Source organism: Bacillus sp. OV166 (assembly GCF_900177675.1).
Classification (GTDB): Bacteria; Bacillota; Bacilli; order Bacillales; family Cytobacillaceae; genus Neobacillus.
Genome location: NZ_FXWM01000001.1, coordinates 2430797 through 2449989 on the forward strand (window position 1 = coordinate 2430797; position 19193 = coordinate 2449989).

The following is a 19193-nucleotide window of genomic DNA, read 5'->3' on the forward strand; positions in this document are numbered from 1 at the left end:
GAGGTCAAAAAGGCAAAAGTAAACTTCATCATACTAATTATGTATATGAATGCCCTTTTGTCCTTTGGATGAAAGGGCATTTTATTTTTGCCCATAATCTTTTAATCAAAGTCCTGTGAGGCTTGAAAGGAGAACGACAAAAATGGATTATCGTAAAAAAACAGTAGTTGCATCAGTAGCAGGTTTAACTTTAGAGGGCATGGATATCATGTTTATCTCCTTTGCGATGTCGATGATTATTGCAGAGTTTCATATTGACATGGTTGCTGGAGGTCTTATTTCTTCGATTACCAATTTAGGTATGCTCGCTGGAGGAATCATTTTCGGTATCTTAGCAGATAAATTTGGGAGAGTTAAAATATTTACCTATACGATTCTACTATTTGCTATCGGAACGGCATTAACTGGTTTAGCCGTAAATATTGAACAAGTGTACATCTTTAGGTTTATTGCCGGCTTAGGCGCAGGTGGGGAATACGGAATTGGTATGGCGCTTGTGGCTGAAGCATGGCCAAAGAATAAACAAGGACGCGCTTCTTCTTATGTTAGCATCGGTGCACAATACGGTGTGATTCTGGCTGCACTTCTTAGTGCCATGATCCTGCCTGCTTGGGGATGGAGAGGATTGTTTTTCATCGGATTGGTTCCGGTTATATTCGCCTTTATCGTCCGAAAAAAATTAGACGAATCACCCGTGTGGCTGGCATCACAAAAGAAAAAACAACTTGTGCCAAAGCAAGGGAATTTAAAGCAATTGTTTGCTACTCCAAGAACTTCAGTTACGACGATTGCTTTAGCTATCATGGCAACGGTCCAAATTGCAGGTTATAATGGCTTGATGATTTGGCTGCCATCCATGCTTCAACAATCCCAGGGATTATCAGTTTCAAACTCGGCTCTTTGGACGATTAGTACAGCTGCGGGAATGATTGCAGGTATGTTAACTTTTGGACAGTTTATGGATCGACTTGGAATGAAGCGGTCATTCGGAATCTTCTTATTCGCTTCCGCAATCGCAGTCTTTTTATACTCCTTTGCTTCAGGAAGTGCGGGTCTTTTAATCGGCGGTGCGATTGTAGGATTCTTCTCGAATGGAATGTTTGCTGGTTACGGTGCATTAATAAGCAATTATTATCCAGTAGAAATTCGCAGCACAGCAACCAATACTATCTTTAACTTCGGTAGAGCATTAGGGGGATTATCTCCTATTTTAGTAGGATATATCCTGCAGCATGCTAATGTGACGATCGCAATGGGATATCTTGCTGTACTCTACTGTATCTCCTTTATAGCAATGGTTAGTTTGAAAAAAAGAAAAGATAATCAAGATCAAAACATTACTTTATCTAAAGCAGTGTGAATTGACTCTTATAGCATCTTCATAAAATAATAAATTCTAAACTAAATTGAGGCTGCAAATCAAATTGGATTTGTGCCTCTTTTTTATGAAGATTTTTCACTTATTTTTCCTGATTCTTTCATTAATAAGGAATTTTTTCGAGACATTTGGTTTTGTTGGTGTCATTATTCCTTCCCAAGACATACACTCTTTTTAAAGATGGGTTGGAAATTAGAAATTGAGGAGAGGACAAATTGAACTTCGAGATGCAAAAAGCGAATATGTTGGCTGAAAATATCAATGGTTTTATAAAATATGTTCAGAAAAGCCATGAAAATAAAAACAGTTTTAGGTTTAATCCGGATAAATTGTTTCAAATAAAACTCCTGATTGAGGAGTTTAAGTTTCAAATACTAGCAGATGAACTTTTAAGAATCAATAAGTTTTCCTGGGATGAAAAGTACACGTATTATTTAGTTGATCAATTTATAGAAGGAATCGAGATTATTGATGAATACATCCATAATAACTACAATGATTTATTTCTCTTAACGGCTAGAATTTACACATTAAAGGATCTCAGTCAATCATTTAGCAGGCAAGGAAAACTGTATCATTGGTCCTAAGGCCTCCTTTTTTTAACTAAGGCATTGGTATTAATAATGCCAATGCCAATTATTGGAGGCGATTTTCGAAATGACCAATCCTTTTTTCACGTTAATCTACTGTTTTATATATAAATCGTTAGTAATTTCTTTCAATGACAAAATGGGCCAAATCTCCACGATAGATTGTTTTTGAATATTCAATGATTGAACCATCTTGAAGATAGGCCAAGGTATCGAGCGCAAAGCAGGGGTCACCAACACAGATATGTAGCTTTTCTGCTGCCTCTTGATCTGCAATAAACAATTCGAGGCTTTCAATTGTCTTGTTTATTTTTAAACCAAATTGTGTTTCCAAAAGTTTATATAATGAATTTTCACAACCCTGTTTATTTAAAGCTGGGGTTTTATACCAGGGTAAAAAGGCAGTTTCAAACTGTATCGGTTCTTCATTTACATAACGTATCCGCTCTAGCACATTAACTGGTTCTCCCTCCTGGATCTTTAATTGTTCACTAAGATACTCATCTGCTGGTATTACTTCTAATTGTCCTACTTTGATTAATGGTTTTTTTCCCTGCATGGAAATTTGACTCGAAAAGTGGTCAACCGTCGTTGTTAAAATTTGTTTTACCTTGTTTGCGGAAACAAAAGTTCCGCTTCCTCGTTTACGATAAACATAACCCTCCATCGTTAATTGTTGTAGGGCAGTTCGTACAGTTGTCCTGCTTACACCATATTTTTCGCAAAATTCAGCCTCCGTCGGAAGTTGTGAGTCTGGTTTATATTCCCCGTCGTTAATCAATTGAATGATTGCATCTTTTACCTTAAGGTGCAGAGCACTTCCGTCTTTTGTATCTTCTATCATAGTGGACTTCCCCCTCAATACCTATAGATTAACAAAAAATAGCTCTTAAAGGTACTATAAAAGTACAATTATTTATATTTGTAATAACAAATTTTAAAAATAATAACAAATTAGCGAGAAATGTATTGTAAATATTCAGAATTGTCATTACAATAAGATTATAAAAACCTTTTACTACTTTTTGAAATAAGCTACATGTTTACTTCTATAGGGGGAGGAAGATTAGTTATAAGCATTATTAATGTTAAGCATCTTTTTCGAAAAATCGAACTCATTTGCAATTTTATTAATTTATGTAATCGCTTTCTTTAAGGGGGATATTGATGAACATTTTATTATGCTGTTCCGCTGGTATGTCTACGAGTCTATTGGTTTCCAAAATGGAAGCAAGCGCCAAATCACAAGGGATCGATTGTAAAATTTGGGCAGTAGGATCCACTGAAATAAATGACCAGATAAACAAGGCAGACGTATTGCTTCTTGGTCCACAAGTTCGCTATATGCTTACCCAGCTTAAAAAGGCAGGAGAAAAGATTGGTATTCCGGTAGATTCTATTAATCCGAAGCATTACGGCCTTTGTAATGGAGAGGAAGTTTTGAAGCAAGCAATTAATCTAATAAAAGGGGAGTAGGTAACATGATGAATTTTATCGATAAATTTATTATGCCTTTCGCAAATAAGCTAGGGAACAACAGGCACCTTCTTGCTATTCGTGACGCTTTGGTAGGAATGATCGCGATTACCATGATTGGTTCTTTAGCCGTGTTATTAAACAACCTAGGATCTGTACCTGGCATTGGTAAATATTATGAAAAATTAATGATATCTATTTTCGGTGAAACGTGGAAAACTTTAGGCTCAGATATCTGGTGGGGTACCCTTGCCTTCATGACGATATTTGCGGTGTTTGGAATAGCTTATAAGCTGGCAAGATCTTATGGGGACGATGGTTTCGAAGCAATGCTAGTAGCTGGTGCTTCTTTCTTTGTCCTGATTCCTCAAGTTGCTAACGTGTCGATAACTCCTGAGGGCGGTGAAGCTGTAACAGGGGGTGCGTGGGGGTTCATTGGCTGGAATTATTTTAATGCAACTGCCTTATTCACCGGTATTATTGTAGCCATTGTAGCCACTGAAATTTTTGTTCGTTTAGCTAAAGTCAAGTTTTTGGTGATTAAATTGCCTGATGGAGTTCCGCCAGCGGTTTCACGTTCATTTGCTAAGCTCCTTCCAGGAATGGCAACCATTTTTACCATTAGTTTATTTGGCCTTGTTTTACGAAAGTTTATTAGCGATGGTGCTTATTTAAATGACTGGATCAATAAAGTACTCGTATCACCGCTTACTGGTGCGGTAGATTCTATGTGGTTTGCTATTTTAATCGTATCCTTGGTACATGGATTTTGGATTCTTGGTCTTCACGGTCCAAACATACTTGGGGGAATTACAACTCCTTTAATGACCAAGTTAGGGCAAGAAAATGTGAATATGTATGCAAAAGGTGTTAAAGATTTAAGTGAATACCATATTCTTTCTGGTTCATTCTTGGATGCATTTGTTTATCTGGGAGGTTCAGGTGCAACTTTAGGTTTAATTGTAGCAATGTTTATTGCAGGGAGGAAACGTAATAAACAATTACTCGCATTAGGAACACCTCCTGGGATTTTCCAAATCAATGAACCCATTCTTTTTGGATTGCCCATTGTATTAAATCCCATCTGGTTCATTCCGTTTATACTAGGACCAATCATCATGACAATCGTAGCCTATACATCCATTAGTTTAGGTTTGGTTCATCCAGTAGTTGCTGATATCCCTTGGGTAACACCTGCAATTATAGGAGGATTATTAGCAACTGGCGGGCATGTTTCCGGTGCTATTTTGGCGGCAGTGAATTTATGCATTTCAATCGTTATTTATCTGCCTTTTGTCATTGCTCAGGGACGCATTGATGCAAGGAGAGAAATGGGTGAAACATCCAAAACTACTGATACCTTAAATATGTAGATAAAATTCAAGCAGAGGTGTTAAAAAATGAAAGACGGTTTAAAAATCGTAACGATAGGCGGGGGCTCGAGCTATACCCCTGAACTTATTGAAGGATTTATTAAATATTATAACGAACTGCCTGTGCGTGAATTATGGTTGGTAGATGTTGAAAATGGAAAGGATAAGCTTGAAATTGTCGGTAATCTTGCCAAAAGAATGGTAGAAAAAGCAGGGGTTCCGATAAAGATCTATTTGACGTTTGATCGAAAAGAAGCTTTAAAGTCTGCTGATTTCGTAACTACTCAATTTCGAGTAGGGTTGCTTGATGCACGCAAGAAGGATGAGAGTATTCCGTTAAAGCACGGTGTACTTGGTCAGGAAACAAATGGCCCAGGAGGTTTATTTAAAGCATTAAGAACTATTCCTGTTATTCTTGATATTTGCCGGGAAATGGAGGAGTTTTGTCCGAAAGCCTGGCTCATAAACTTTACAAATCCTGCCGGGATGGTCACAGAGGCAGTCCTTCGTTACAGTAATATTGATAGAGTGGTAGGATTGTGTAATGTGCCGATTGGTATGGAAATGGGCGTTGCAAGACTATTAGAAGTAGACCATAACAGAGTAAGAATCGATTTTGCTGGATTAAACCACATGGTATACGGATTGGATGTTTTTGTCGATGGGGTATCCGTAAAGGATAAGGTGATTTCTTTAATTAATGATCCCGAGAAAAGTATAACGATGAAAAACATTCATGCAATGGGGTGGGAGCCTGAGTTCTTGAGGGCATTAGATATTTTACCATGTCCTTATCACAATTACTATTATAAATCTGGAGATATGCTGGAAAAAGAATTGAAAAACTATAAAGAGGGCGGAACACGTGCAGAGGTTGTTAAAAAGCTGGAAGAAGAGCTATTTGAGTTGTATAAAGACCCTCATTTAGCAATTAAGCCGCCTCAATTAGAGATGAGAGGCGGCGCCTATTATAGTGATGCAGCTGTAAGACTTATCCACTCAATGTATACGGATAAACGTGACATTCAGGCTGTTAACACAATCAATAACGGGGCTATTGCAGGTCTCCCTTTTGATGCTGCTGTCGAAATCAGCTGTATCATTACAAAGGACGGACCGAAACCGATTGCCGTGGGTGATTTGCCTATACAAGTTCGTGGGCTTGTTCAGCAAATGAAATCATTTGAAAGGGTAGCGATTGAAGCGGCAATAAGCGGGGATTATGCAATGGCGTTACTGGCTATGACAATCAACCCACTTGTACCAAGCGATCGCGTGGCAAAAGTCATTTTGGACGAAATGCTCGAGGCACATAAAGAATACCTACCCCAGTTTCATTAATTATCAAGAAAAAGAGGGAAGTAAAATGGAAAATTTAGAGGCAGTAATCTTTCAAATTATACTCCATGGCGGCAACGGCAGGAGCGCTGCGATGGAAGCGATGCAGGCAGCAAAGAAAGGGGATTTTGAAGGAGCAAGACAAAAATTGATGGAAGCAGACAATGCCATGAATGAGGCACATCATATCCAGACATCGCTCATTCAAGGAGAGATAAGAGGAGAAAAAACGGAAATCTCACTTTTAATGGTTCATGCACAAGATCATTTAATGAATGCGATGACAGTAAAGGATTTGGCTGTAGAAATGGTTGAACTGTACCAAAGAATCAAATGATAGGACCTAAAATGTAAAACCTTCTCTAAATTGCCCATCATTCATGGATAATTAGGATATCTCTATGTTTAGTCCAAAACCTTAAGGATGAATAAATCATGATAAAATTAATCGTTAACGCGGACGACTTCGGGTTTAGTCGAGGCGTAAATCATGGAATAATCGACAGCTATTTATATGGAATTGTAAAATCAACTACAATGATGATGAATATGGCAGGGACAGAGCATGCCATTCAATTGGCTAAAAAAAATCCAGGATTGCAGGTAGGAATTCACCTTGTGCTAACATGTGGCAAACCATTAGTAGACAAGGCGCCCTCATTGGTTGATGTTAATGGACTTTTTAAACCCTTGTCCTCTTTCAATCCTAAAGATATTTCTTTAGATGAACTGGAAGCTGAGTGGACCGCTCAAATCGACCGATTTATCGATTCGGGACTTAAACCAACCCATCTCGATAGCCATCACCATGTTCATACCTTGAAAGAAGTGTATCCTGTGGTTAAGAAATTATCAGTTAAATTCGGGCTGCCAGTAAGGAAAAATGGATACATCTCCATTTCTGGTGTGGACTCTTTCTCTGACGTATCATTGTTTGATTTCTATGGTGAAGGTGTTACACCGGACTATTTTTCAAAGTTGAAAGATCGTATTAAAGATGGCATAACAGTTGAAGTTATGTGTCACCCTGCATACTTAGATAATAACCTATTAAACGGGTCTTCTTATACTTATCAGAGATTAACAGAGCTAGAAATTCTAACATCAGTTAAACTACCTAAAAACATCATTTTGGTGTAACTTGTTCGACGGGTTTACTTAGAAAGAGCTTAATTTAAAAATTTACATTAACATTGACAGAATGCTAAATTAGTAGTATTTTGTTAATATTACTTTAATACTTAAAAGCGTTTAAGCGTTTAAGTGTTTAATCCTTTTGGTGTAAAAGAAAATAGATTCAAAGCTCAGCATTCTTAGTAGTACCTACTACACAGCAAATAGAGACTGGATGGATGGTGCAAATCCAGGTGTACAAGAGTATGAATTACAGATGCAGTTTCATGAGCTTATTTATTGAGTGGATGGGCAATTCTAGCCTATCAAATAGGGTGGTATCGCGGAGAGTCTCTTCGTCCCTTGTTATGGGATGAGTAGACTCTTTTTTATTTTTATTTAAGGGAGATAAGCACATGTGAGAACTTACAGCAGCAAGAAATATTATCAAATGATTATCAGCAATACCTTGTTTTAATACAAAGAGGACTAATGAATTAATGACATGGGGAAGAATATAATTGGTTACTTTTGATAAAGTGAATTTTCGGAAAATAGGTTGACACCTCCGGACAATACGTGTTATAAACACAATAAGAAAATTTTAGTAATTAAAAGCATAAAAGTATGAAATAATATTAGAAATGTGGAATAAACAGGGGGAAATGACGATCATGGAAACTCGTAGCAAAATTTTAGACTGTACCATTCGTGATGGAGGATTAGTTAACAATTGGGATTTCAGTGTCGAATTTGTTCAAGACTTGTATAACGGCCTAAGTGAAGCGGGTGTTGAATACATGGAGATTGGCTATAAAAATTCTCCAAAGCTTCTTAAAGCGACAGAGCCCAATCCATGGCGATTTCTTGATGATAACTTCCTGAAAGAAATTATCCCTGTCAAAAAGTTCACGAAGCTATCGGCTTTAGTCGATATTGGGCGTGTAGATCCCAATGATATTCTACCTCGTGAACAAAGTGTTTTAGATATGATTCGAGTAGCGTGCTATATCCGTGAAGTAGATAAAGGCTTAGAACTTGTCCAAATGTTCCATGATTTGGGATATGAGACGTCACTGAACATTATGGCATTATCAAGTGTTCCTGAACAACAGCTGATCAAAGCTTTTGAATTGGTGAAGGAAAGCCCTGTAGATGTGGTCTATATCGTTGATTCCTTTGGAAGCTTAGACCCTGTAGATATTGAGCACCAAGTGAAAAAGTTCAAAGCGTTGATCCCTAACAAACAGCTTGGAATTCACACACATAACAATATGCAGTTAGCTTTTGCCAATACGTTAACTGCGATGCGAAATGGGGTTACATATCTCGATTCGTCTGTATATGGCATGGGTCGGGCAGCAGGTAACTGTAACACAGAACTTCTTGTTAGCTACATCCAAAAATCAAGCTATGAGATTAAGCCAGTTCTTGGAGTCATCGAGAAGCACATGCTCGAAATGCGTGAAAAGTGGGAGTGGGGCTTTATCATTCCTTATATGATTTCAGGTGTTCTTAATGAACATCCACGAGTTGCCATGGCATACCGTGATAGTGCTGAACGTGATCAATTCGTAGATTTTTATGACAAGGTAACATCACCTGAAAGTACAGTGGCTACTACTTTAAAATAGGTTAGATTGCTTAAAGAACCTCTATTAAGGTACTGCAAAACACTTACATTTATTAAAAAAACGCCTTTCGGGGCGTTTTTTTGTTAAATAAAGATCGATAAGCCGGTTCATCTTTTCTACTATACAAATAGTATGTAATTTCCTATAAAGGATTATATTACAATGGAAAACAAAAAAGAAGCCCGTATAGGGGGCTTCAATTTGCCAATTTCCAGAGAGATGTCTTTTGAGGTATTAGCCTTCAGCTCTAAATAGAACTCGCCATAATCAATTTATTTAAGGAGTTACTGTCACCAATAGCGGGGAAGGCTCTCCTTCACCTCCTGCTGTCTTTAATGCCAGGTCGACCTGATCCAATCTGTAGTTATGGGAATTCAGTTTACTAAGCGGGAACTGTCTGGAAGCAATGAACTCTGTCGCCATTTTTACAGATTGGTAACTATGTCCGCGAACACCCTTAACGGTTAATGTATTCTTGATGATTAAATCACTATTGAATTCCGGAATCGTTTCGTATTTATAGGCCCCAAGTAGAACAGTTCCCCCTTTTTTGGCAATTTCGAGCGAGGAGGTCACTGGAGCAGTTCCTCCTGATGTAACATCCAATACGATATCAACCATTCTACCACCTGTGATATCATTTACGCGGGAAAGCAGATCTTCATTACTAATATTGATGGTATAATCCATTCCCAGTTCTCTGGCCAACTCTAAGCGGCGAATACTGGAGCTGCGCCCAATCATGATCACCTCTGCCCCAGCTGCTTTTGCGGCCAAACCACATGCTAAACCTTGCTGTCCGGGCCCATGGATAGCTACAACCTTGCCTGGTTTTACACCACCCTCTATACTCATCCATTCAAAACCGTTAGCTAAAGGAAGGGTCAAGGCTGCTTCAACTGCTGGAACATGCTGGGCCATTTTATGAAGGACTGTGTTTGGGTGAAGAAACATATATTGACTAAATCCTCCCCACAAGGAAGGCTTCAGGGAAATTGGGATGGTGCCATAGCGGATTCCGCCCGACCGGGGATCAGTAAAAATACACGAGCGATAGACTCCTGTCCGGCATGCCTCGCATTGCCCGCATGGAATATATTCTTCCATTGCAACCCTGTCGCCTTCGATAAATCCCCATTTTTTAGAGGCTACATCGCCGATTTTTTCAATATAACCGACAACATGGTGGCCTAAAATACGAGGTTCCTGGTTTTTACTGTAATAAGAGACATCTGTTCCGCAGACACCGACAATTTCTACTCGGAGTATCGCTTCTTCTGGTGACAGCTGAGGCATTTCAAATTCCTGAAGCTCTGTCTGTTTTTCACCTACAGCTACAGCTGCTATTACTTTCCGCGCCATTTCATTGCCTCCTTTATGAGTCTGCTAGAGCGTATATTTTTCTAATGTGGCCTTCGAAAACAGATCTTCTATATTTAATTTATTTTTTATGAGGCCTTGTTCATAAGAATATGTGACAGCTGCCTCTAAAGTTTTACGGTTTTTCTCTAATCCGTATGGCCAAAAATCTTCTCCCATCAATTCGGTAGTGTTCTCCCATTCCGAAGTGAACCAAGGTAGCGTAACTTTCAATGCTGCAGTTTGCTTGAAGCCTTCATATACCTTTTGTTTTGCTTCTTCTAATGCCTTGTATAAATTTGTTGCTACCCATGGGTGCTCTTTTAAGACCTCATCCTTGACTACAACTACATGCATAATAGGAAAGATTCCTGTGCGTTGGTAATAATCCTTTTCGACTGTCACATAATCAGAGAACAGACGTTGCACGTTTGGAGACCCTTTAAGGAAGCAAGATGGGGCTCGTGGGGCGATAAGTGCATCAATTTCCCCTGAATCAAGCATTTCATTCAATGTTTGCTCCTCATTAATTGGGATAATGTTGATTTCAGGGGGCAGCACAAGTTTAATTTTTTCAATTCGACCGGAAGTTTCCTGTCCGCCTGTATACCAAATAATGTCCTCAGGGTGAACATTATAATCATGCTGCAGTATTCCCCGGATCCAAAGACATGCCGTCAACTGATATTCTGGAATCCCCACTCGTTTCCCACGTAGGTCCGCAGGTTCTTTAATTCCAGAATTTTTATTGATATAAATTCCGGAATGCCGAAAGCAGCGGGACATAAATACGGGAATGGCTGTAAAATTGGGAAGTCCGCGATCTTTCGCAATTAAATAAGAAGAAAGCGATAATTCCGATACATCGAATTCCTGATGACGCATCATTCTCCAGAAAGTTTCTTCAACTGGCATATTCAGCCAATTTAAGCTAATGCCATCTGCTTGGACAGTTCCGTTTGTCAGTGCGTGAATCCGATCATAATCCCAGCAAGCAAAGCTTAAGTTTAGTTTTGACATTACAAACTCACTCCTTCTCTTAATCTCTTATTAGCAAATTAGTTAGAATCTTCAAATACATTATCTCTTGTTAATGGAGTAGATGAAACCAACAGTTCCTCTATACGGAACGCTATTTCAAATATTTTAATATGGTTTCTTTGTATTAGAGGGTTTCTATTATTTTGTTTCTGTTGAAAATCTTATATGTTTTTGCTAAATTAGTAATAATTATACTATTCTAAAAAAGCAGGGGGCCCTTATGGGAGAGAAAGCAGAAGTATTGTCTTCAGTTCATAATGCCATTCGTATTTTACAAACATTCTCGACTTCAGAGAGGGAATTAGGAATCAGTGAAATGAGTGTCCGCTTAGGATTGGCTAAGAGTACTGTTTTTCGACTTATGAAAACATTAAATGAAGCTAATTTAGTAGAGAAAAACCTTGAAACCCAGAAATATCAACTGGGCATCGCTGCTTTTGAACTAGGGTTCATTGTCTATCATTCTATGGAACTTCGCCGTGTTTCGGCTCCTATCCTTGAGAAGATGGCTAAATCCATACGCCGTGTCGTAAGGCTTGGCGTATATGATAAAGGGGGAATTGTCTATCTTTCTAAACAGTATCCCGACGAAGATTATGGAACTATTTCCAAGATTGGTGACCGAGTTCCGGTTCATTGCACTGCTATTGGTAAAATGCTCTTAGCTCATCAAAGTGAAAAAGAAATAGAACGGGTAGTTACGGATCCATTAACCAAATATACAAATAAAACCATAGTATCTCCTCATGAGTTAAAAAAGGAAATCCTCGAAATCAGGAAAAAGGGGTATGCGGTTACAATGGAAGAAGTGAGGGAAGGAATCTCTTCTGTTGCAGTACCTGTATACAATGATATGGGGAAAGTAGTAGGTGCTATTAGTGTAACGGGAGTTAAATCCCATTTTTATGCTAGCCAAATTGATCAGTATGTGCGCGAGTTGCGAACTTGCAGTCGCCAAATTACTGACCGTATGGGGATGGATTATTTTGTCTAGCATGAGATCACCAAAAAATAATTGAATAATTCATTTGTAGGAACGATCCCTATATGATCGTTCCTTTTTTTATTCTAAAATGACTAGTATATTAATGTTTTCATCATTTTCACAGTGAATACATTATTTTTTTTATTTATGTTCCATATACAGAAACGCAGTTACCACTTTGATTGTTTTTTATGCGAATATATAAATAAGACAATTATGAATTTTTAGATTAAATACTTGACCAGAGATTGTTTAGAAATTCGATTTGCAAGTCAAATCATAAAATGAAAACGGTTTCTAGTTAAGGGGAAGGGAGGTAGGATTTTTTGAAGTAGATTTATTATTTCAAATCGGTAGAACCCAATAGTCAACTATTAAAGTAAAGATTTCGAGGGGGACTCAAACGTGAAGAAACTATTAAAATTATTTTCTGCTTCAAATATTACGGTTTTACTCCTTATAGTGGTTGTGCTGCTTAGTGCATGTGGTAGTGCAGCAAGTACAAAATCAGAAGGTAAAGAAAGCGGTGCTACTAAGAAGAATCAAGTGACTAGCATCAAAATGGCACTTCCTTCATTAAATGCAAGTTATCTTCCCTTATTCGTAGCTGAAAAAAATAAGTTGTTTGAAAAGAACAATGTCAATGTTTCATTTACGAGAGTACAGGGTGGAGTTATTGCACTTCGTGGCCTTCAGACAAATGAGTACCAAATTATTTCAAGTTTACCAGAGTCAGCTATTACCGGTGTGGCACAAGGAGCAAATATAAAGATAATCGGTACGCTGGATGATCAGTCTATGTACACTATTTATACTACTTCAGATATAAAGAGCCCGAAGGACTTAAAAGGACAAGTCGTAGCAACAAACCGTACAGGTAACGGAACAGATATCCAACTTCGCTGGTGGTTGAAAAAAAATGGTCTAAAACCTGATAAGGATGTCCGAATTATTGAAGCGGGAGAAAATTCTACTCGTCTTCAGTCATTAGTTACAGGCCAGGCAAAAATGACCATTCTCAGTCAGCCGACTGATTTGAAAGCTGAGGCTGCAGGGATGCAGAAATTAGCCCTAATAAGAGATGATTTAAAAAGCTACAATCACAACATGTTGATGGCAAATGGTGACTTTTTAAAAGGAAATCCAAAAGATGCCAAAGGTTTCATGGCTGCTATCGCTGAAGCAACAGAGTATGCCAAAAAGCCGGAAAATAAAGATGAAATGATTCAGTTAATCATGGAAAAATTGGAAATGAAAAAGGAAGATGCTCAAAAGTCATTTGATTTTGTTCTGCCAGCGCTTGCGGATAAAGGGAAATTCAATAAGAATGGGGTAAAATGGGCAATCGAAACAACGAAAGAAACAGGGGCGTTAAAGGCTGATGTAACGCTTAAACAATTGATAGATGAATCTTATATTGTTAAGTAATAAAAGGCACGTAAAAAATGACAAGAGGTGAATTCCATGACTGAAACGTTGATAAAAACAAAAACTCCAATCCTGAAATTTGATTCACTAAATGTGATTTATAACGAAGGACAACCAAATCAAGTCCATGCTTTAAAGAATGTATCAGGGCAGATTGATGAAGGGGAGTTCATTTCAATTATTGGACCAAGTGGATGTGGGAAAAGTACATTACTTCATACATTGGATGGTTTGTTAAAGCCTACCTCTGGTACGATTTTTGTAAACGGTTCCCTTGTACATGGCCCAGATAAAGACCGAGCTATGGTGTTTCAGGATTTCGCACTGATGCCATGGCAAACGGTCTATAATAATGTTGCATTTGGGCTGCGAATGGCAGGGAAAAAAGACCGGGAAATCCGTGAGAAAGTCATGCATTATATAAAGATGGTAGGATTGGATGGTTTTGAAAAAAAATATCCTCATCAACTGTCAGGAGGAATGAAACAGAGAGTGGGGATAGCTCGCGGCTTTGCTATTGAACCCAAAGTATTACTTATGGATGAACCTTTTTCTGCAATAGATGAACAAACAAGGGAAATCATGCAGGAAGAAGTTTTGAAAATCATGGTTCATGAGAAGAAAACGGTCGTCTTTATAACACACTCCATCGACGAAGCTGTATTTTTGTCCAGTCGTATTTTCTTAATGTCAGTCCGCCCTGGACAAATTGTCGAGGAGGTCAAGATTGATATCCCTTATCCGAGGACACTTGAAACGAAAGCTTTACCTAAATACCAGGAATACAAACAGATTATTTGGGACCACCTTAAAGGGGAAGTCAGAAGACAGTATAAGAAGGGGGAAGCATGATGCAAAAAGTAGAAATCTCAGAAAATATTACTGTATCTTCTATTAAAAAGACTTCATGGCGGATTCCTAGGAACATTCTATATCCATCTGTAACATTGCTAATTATTTTGGTGGTCTGGGAGATATTTGGAAGATTGAAATTAATCGATCCGTTCATGTTTAGTTGGCCGAGCAAAATTCTTGTCGAAGCGAATGAATTTTTTATTAGCGGTGAGGTGTTTAAGCATCTTGCTGTAAGCGGTATGGAAGTTGGATTAGGATTTGCGATGGCGCTAATAGGAATACCGATTGGTCTGGCAATGGGTTACTGGGAAAAAATGGAGCTTGCATTTGATCCATTTGTTACTGCACTGTACACTACTCCAATGATTGCGTTGACTCCATTGTTTGTTTTATGGTTCGGTTTGGATACCCTTTCAAAGGTTATGATGGTTTTTGCATTGTCTGTTTTTCCTATTTTGATTAACACGATGGCAGGAGTCAAAATGACGGACCAGTCCTTGGTTAAAGCAGCTCGTTCCTATGGAGCAAATGAAGCTCAAATGTTTAAAGAAGTTATTTTTCCTTCTGCTTTTCCGTTTATCATCACAGGTATTCGATTAGCTATTGGGCGTGCATTAATCGCGGTCGTTGTTGCTGAAATGCTCTCGGGAAATATCGGTATTGGTTTTGCAATCCGGCACGCATCCGAATTATTCCAAACTGCTCAATACCTAGCATATGTGGTTCTTTTAATGGTTCTATCAGTTATTTTGACAGCTCTTTTAAAGCTTTTTGAAAAGAAATTGGCTCCCTGGCGGCATTCTTAATATGTAGGGGCAGTACACCAACACTGTCCCTTTATTATGAATAAATTTTTTCGAAACAATGTTCCGTATGAAGGAACTGTTGATGTTTATAGATTATTTAGCGTTTTATAATAAGGCTATGAAACTATTCAATTAATATTGGAAAAGAAGGAGCGAGGGTCATGTTAAAAAAAGATGATAATGAAAAACTTTGTCGGACTGATGCGGGAACTCCAATGGGGGAAGTATTTAGGCGTTACTGGATTCCTGCGATGTTAACAGAAGAAGTGCCTGAAGCGGACTGTCCGCCAGTAAAACTGAAACTACTAGGTGAAGAACTAGTCGCTTTCCGTGATTCAGAAGGTAATGTTGCCATTTTAGATGCTTACTGTCCTCACCGGCGGGCCCATTTATTCTGGGGACGAAATGAAGAATGTGGACTCCGCTGTGTCTATCACGGTTGGAAGTTCGACCGTGATGGTAATTGTGTTGATATGCCGAATGAACCGGAAGAAAGTAAATTCAAGCATAAGGTAGAGTTAACAGCCTACCCGACATGGGAGAAATCGGGGATTATCTGGACCTATATGGGACCGAAGTCAGAACTGCCAAGACTACCGGATTACGAATGGCTAAGAGCTCCTGAAACTCATTTCCAGGTATCGAAAACATTTGAAAGCTGTAATTGGCTGCAGGCTCTTGAGGGAGGAATTGATACATCCCATTCATCCTTTGCTCACAACAATAATATTCAGGATAAAACGTCTATGCGCAGCCGTGCGACCAATCCTAAGTTAGAAGTAGATAAAACAGATTATGGATTCAGGTATGTCGGCATTCGCGACCTTAAAGAGGATGGCAATTATATTCGTGCCTATCAGTTCATCATGCCGGCCCAACAGATGCGAGGGCAAATGATGAAATGGCATGATGGAAGCCAGGAAGAATATCCGACAATTAGAGGGCATATTTGGGTACCAGTAGATGATGAGAATGTCTGTGTCTGGAACTTTAAATATACGTCTGAGCCATCAATTCCATTAGATCCAGAATTTTCATTACAACAAGAGATCCTATTCGGCAGGGGACCTGATGATGTCCTTCCAGGGTATCGCTTAAAGCGCAATCCTTCGAATGATTTCTTAATCGATCGTGAGGTACAACGCACAAAGACCTTTACAGGGATTTCCGGGATTAACACACAGGATTATGCACTCCAGGAAACGATGGAAAAACCGTTCCCTGATCGAACCAAGGAACGGTTGGGAACGGCAGATTTAGCGATTATTGCTGCGAGGCACATGCTGCTGGAAGCAACAAGATTTATTGAAAATGGGAAACGGCTTAAAGGAACTGATCCAGAAACCTATCGTGCAGCAAGGGCTTGTGATGCATTCCTTCCAAAAGGCGTCGATTGGAGAGAGGGCTTAAACGAAAACATGACTGCTAAATATTAAAATGAGAGTCTCTTTTGACGTTAGGACTCCTTAAAATTTTACTTGCATGTTTGTGAAAATAAAACAACAGGAGGATTTAGGGCCTTTGCGAATATTAGATTCGCAGGGTCCTATCTTTTAGAAACACCTAAAGAACGCAATTATTAATAGCAGGTATGTGAAAATCAAATTTTTTAAATAGAGGTGAATTCTGTGGCGGTTTGGGATGATGTATTAAATGAGGAAGACAAGAAGAGGTTTTTGAAATCAAATATGGGGAAAACAAGGGGATTTGGTAAAAAGCCTGCTCTCTTAATCGTGGATATGACTTATGGATTCACCGACAGCAGTTTCCGACTAGGGAACTCAGCAACAGGATATCCTGCAGTAAAGGCTACGTCACTTCTGTTGAAGAAAGCTAGAAAGAAAGAAATACCCATCTTTTTCACAAAACCTTTCTCAGAACCGCATAAGGCAGGAATCGGGCTATGGAAAGGCGGCGAGGAAAAATCTGAAAAAGAGAATACCATTGTGGAAGACCTCACACCTCTCAAAAACGAGGTAGTTCTTCAGAAAAGAAGACCAAGCGCTTTTTTTGGAACAAGCTTGGTTGATATGCTCATCTTCCACGGTGTAGATTCCTTATTCATTACCGGCTTGACTACCAGTGGATGTGTAAGAGCCAGTGTGGTGGATGCCTTTTCCTACAATTATAAAGTCATTGTTCCTGAAGAGTGTGTGGGAGATCGGAGTCAGATCTCTCATAAGGTCAGCTTGATGGACATTCAAATGAAATATGGTGACGTTCTTCAACTGGCACAAGTGACTCGTTGGATGGAAGAAAACGTTTCATCGGTTCACGTGTAAACCATCCAATGACGAAAGACCGGATTAACCTTGTGCACTAATAGTTCCTCTATTCTATGAAGCTAGTTCTAAAGGATTAAGGGTGCCTCTCCTTTGACAGCCTAAGTAATCAACATACACTTAAAGAATGAATAAGCATGGAAAAGTTAAATTAACGGGGGTATACTCATGGAACTTATAAAAGGTCGACTACTATTGAAAGCTCTAGTTTTAATTGTTTTCGTCTTAAGTCTGGTAGGCTGTACCCAGGAACCAAAAGCTAAACAAGCTCAAACGAAGGGAAGCACTTCAGTGGTCAAGAAAATGCCGAAAAAAATGACCGAAGTAAAGATGGGATTACCTTCAAAGAGGAATATGAGCTATATATCCATTTATGTAGCTTTAAAAAAGGGTTATTATCAAAAACACAATTTGGATGTCAAGTTAACGTATGTTCAAGGGGGAGTCTTGGCCCTAAGAGGTTTGCAGACAGGAGACTTCCAAATCATTTCCTCTTTACCTGAGTCGGTTATTACCGGTGTAGCTGCAGGAGCCAACACGAAAATAATCGGGACATTTGATAACCAATCGATGTATACAATCTATGTAGATAAGAGTATCAGAGACCTAAAGGAGTTAAAAGGGAAATCGGCCGCAGGTATGGTGACCGGTAACGGGACAAATATTCAACTAGAATACTGGCTTAGGAATCATGGGCTCGAGCCAAACAAGGACGTAAGAATCATCAATGCCGGAGATAACGCCGAACGACTGCAAGCAGTTCAGCAAGGTCAAGCTGCTTTGACGATATTAAGTCCACCTACTGATATAAGAGCGGATGAAATGGGACTTAAACAATACCGGATGCGAGATGAATTGACAACATACAACCATAATATGATTGTTGCGAACGGTGACCTTATAAAAAAACAGCCCGAGGTTCTCCATGCATACATGGCTGCAAATAATGAAGCGTTGAAGTATGTAAAAGATCCTGCTAATAGGGATGAAGTGATAAAAATAATTATAGAAGAATTAGAGATGACCCAATCCGATGCAGAAAAATCTTTTGATTTTGTCTTGCCAGCTTTGGCGGACCAAGGAAGGATAAATCTTGATGGAGTGGACTGGGCAATCAACACGGTAAAAGAAACTGGTATGTCTAAAAAAGAAGTGAGTTTAGAAGATTTAGTAGATGAAAGCTTTTATCCTGAGTAAAGCTTATGTTTACTTCCGAATCGCTGATTTTAGTCAATAAGTAAAGCTCACAACCATTGGATCAAATGTAAAATATCTTAACAGGGAGGTAATTTTAAATGCAATCATCTAGTCAAATTAAAATACCAGATTATTTTTACGGGAAAACGATTGCCATTCTTGGATTCAGTAGCGAGGGACAGGAATATGCAAGGCTGCTTCGCGAAAAAGAAATTCCAGTAGTCATTGGCTTGCGACCTGTCGATGATCAATGGGCAGACGCCGAGCGCGATGGTTTTGACGTCAAGACACTGTGGGCAGCAGTGGAATCTGCAAATATCATTCAAGTTTGGTAGGGG

Annotated in this window: 19 protein-coding genes; 16 read left to right on the plus strand and 3 right to left on the minus strand. The window is 38.9% G+C overall.

The annotated features are described in order from the left end of the window. Positions 1-142: 142 nt before the first annotated feature. Together CCK98_RS11580 and CCK98_RS11585 are read left to right on the plus strand one after the other, a co-directional pair. Complete coding sequence (locus tag CCK98_RS11580; RefSeq protein WP_088086720.1) at positions 143-1360, plus strand: MFS transporter; 1218 nt, start codon at positions 143-145, stop codon at positions 1358-1360. Between the two features lie 233 nt (positions 1361-1593). Beyond that, positions 1594-1965 carry a hypothetical protein gene (locus CCK98_RS11585; protein WP_088086721.1) on the plus strand — a complete coding sequence of 124 codons (372 nt, stop codon included), beginning with the start codon at positions 1594-1596 and terminating at the stop codon, positions 1963-1965. A 118-nt stretch (positions 1966-2083) separates the two neighbouring features. Here the strand turns inward: CCK98_RS11585 and CCK98_RS11590 are convergent, their stop codons facing one another. Continuing rightward, positions 2084-2812, minus strand: a complete 729-nt coding sequence (locus CCK98_RS11590; protein ID WP_088086722.1) for a GntR family transcriptional regulator — start codon at positions 2810-2812, stop codon at positions 2084-2086. 323 nt (positions 2813-3135) lie between these two features. Between CCK98_RS11590 and CCK98_RS11595 the strand changes: the two genes are divergently transcribed. The 6 genes from CCK98_RS11595 to CCK98_RS11620 all read left to right on the plus strand — a co-directional run bounded on the left by CCK98_RS11595 (position 3136) and on the right by CCK98_RS11620 (position 8902). Then, on the plus strand, positions 3136-3444 hold the full coding sequence (locus tag CCK98_RS11595; protein WP_088086723.1) for a PTS sugar transporter subunit IIB: 309 nt from the start codon (positions 3136-3138) through the stop codon (positions 3442-3444). Between the two features lie 5 nt (positions 3445-3449). Next, the gene (locus CCK98_RS11600) at positions 3450-4817 is read left to right on the plus strand and encodes a PTS sugar transporter subunit IIC (protein ID WP_088086724.1); all 1368 of its coding nucleotides are present in this window, start codon (positions 3450-3452) and stop codon (positions 4815-4817) included. A 27-nt stretch (positions 4818-4844) separates the two neighbouring features. After that, on the plus strand, positions 4845-6158 hold the full coding sequence (locus tag CCK98_RS11605; protein WP_088086725.1) for a 6-phospho-beta-glucosidase: 1314 nt from the start codon (positions 4845-4847) through the stop codon (positions 6156-6158). 25 nt (positions 6159-6183) lie between these two features. Next, entirely contained in the window at positions 6184-6492 is a 309-nt protein-coding gene (locus CCK98_RS11610) for a PTS lactose/cellobiose transporter subunit IIA (protein WP_088086726.1), read from the plus strand. Positions 6493-6590: 98 nt separating this feature from the next. After that, positions 6591-7295 carry a chitin disaccharide deacetylase gene (chbG, locus tag CCK98_RS11615; protein ID WP_088086727.1) on the plus strand — a complete coding sequence of 235 codons (705 nt, stop codon included), beginning with the start codon at positions 6591-6593 and terminating at the stop codon, positions 7293-7295. Between the two features lie 647 nt (positions 7296-7942). Next, the gene (locus CCK98_RS11620; RefSeq protein ID WP_088086728.1) at positions 7943-8902 is read left to right on the plus strand and encodes an aldolase catalytic domain-containing protein; all 960 of its coding nucleotides are present in this window, start codon (positions 7943-7945) and stop codon (positions 8900-8902) included. Between the two features lie 276 nt (positions 8903-9178). On the opposite strand, the gene CCK98_RS11625 is transcribed toward CCK98_RS11620, so the two are convergent. Next, on the minus strand, positions 9179-10264 hold the full coding sequence (locus CCK98_RS11625; protein WP_088086729.1) for a zinc-binding dehydrogenase: 1086 nt from the start codon (positions 10262-10264) through the stop codon (positions 9179-9181). Positions 10265-10288: 24 nt separating this feature from the next. After that, the gene (locus CCK98_RS11630; RefSeq protein WP_088086730.1) at positions 10289-11281 is read right to left on the minus strand and encodes an ABC transporter substrate-binding protein; all 993 of its coding nucleotides are present in this window, start codon (positions 11279-11281) and stop codon (positions 10289-10291) included. A 241-nt stretch (positions 11282-11522) separates the two neighbouring features. On the opposite strand from CCK98_RS11630, the gene CCK98_RS11635 reads away from it, so the two are divergent. From CCK98_RS11635 to CCK98_RS11670, 8 genes are all read left to right on the plus strand, one after another. Further along, the gene (locus CCK98_RS11635; protein ID WP_088086731.1) at positions 11523-12296 is read left to right on the plus strand and encodes an IclR family transcriptional regulator; all 774 of its coding nucleotides are present in this window, start codon (positions 11523-11525) and stop codon (positions 12294-12296) included. Positions 12297-12692: 396 nt separating this feature from the next. Next, the gene (locus CCK98_RS11640; protein ID WP_088086732.1) at positions 12693-13715 is read left to right on the plus strand and encodes an ABC transporter substrate-binding protein; all 1023 of its coding nucleotides are present in this window, start codon (positions 12693-12695) and stop codon (positions 13713-13715) included. A 36-nt stretch (positions 13716-13751) separates the two neighbouring features. Next, on the plus strand, positions 13752-14567 hold the full coding sequence (locus tag CCK98_RS11645; RefSeq protein ID WP_088086733.1) for an ABC transporter ATP-binding protein: 816 nt from the start codon (positions 13752-13754) through the stop codon (positions 14565-14567). Continuing rightward, positions 14564-15376, plus strand: a complete 813-nt coding sequence (locus tag CCK98_RS11650; RefSeq protein ID WP_088086734.1) for an ABC transporter permease — start codon at positions 14564-14566, stop codon at positions 15374-15376. Before CCK98_RS11645 ends, CCK98_RS11650 begins: the two co-directional genes overlap by 4 nt. A gap of 161 nt (positions 15377-15537) precedes the next feature. Next, a complete protein-coding gene (locus tag CCK98_RS11655) occupies positions 15538-16812 on the plus strand; it encodes a Rieske 2Fe-2S domain-containing protein (protein ID WP_088086735.1) in 1275 nt (424 codons plus the stop codon). Positions 16813-17004: 192 nt separating this feature from the next. Further along, positions 17005-17658 carry an isochorismatase family protein gene (locus CCK98_RS11660; protein WP_218780151.1) on the plus strand — a complete coding sequence of 218 codons (654 nt, stop codon included), beginning with the start codon at positions 17005-17007 and terminating at the stop codon, positions 17656-17658. Positions 17659-17826: 168 nt separating this feature from the next. Further along, positions 17827-18855 (plus strand): ABC transporter substrate-binding protein, encoded by a 1029-nt coding sequence (locus CCK98_RS11665; RefSeq protein WP_088086736.1) that lies wholly within the window; start codon positions 17827-17829, stop codon positions 18853-18855. Positions 18856-18953: 98 nt separating this feature from the next. After that, the gene (locus CCK98_RS11670) at positions 18954-19190 is read left to right on the plus strand and encodes a hypothetical protein (RefSeq protein WP_088086737.1); all 237 of its coding nucleotides are present in this window, start codon (positions 18954-18956) and stop codon (positions 19188-19190) included. Positions 19191-19193: the final 3 nt, after the last annotated feature.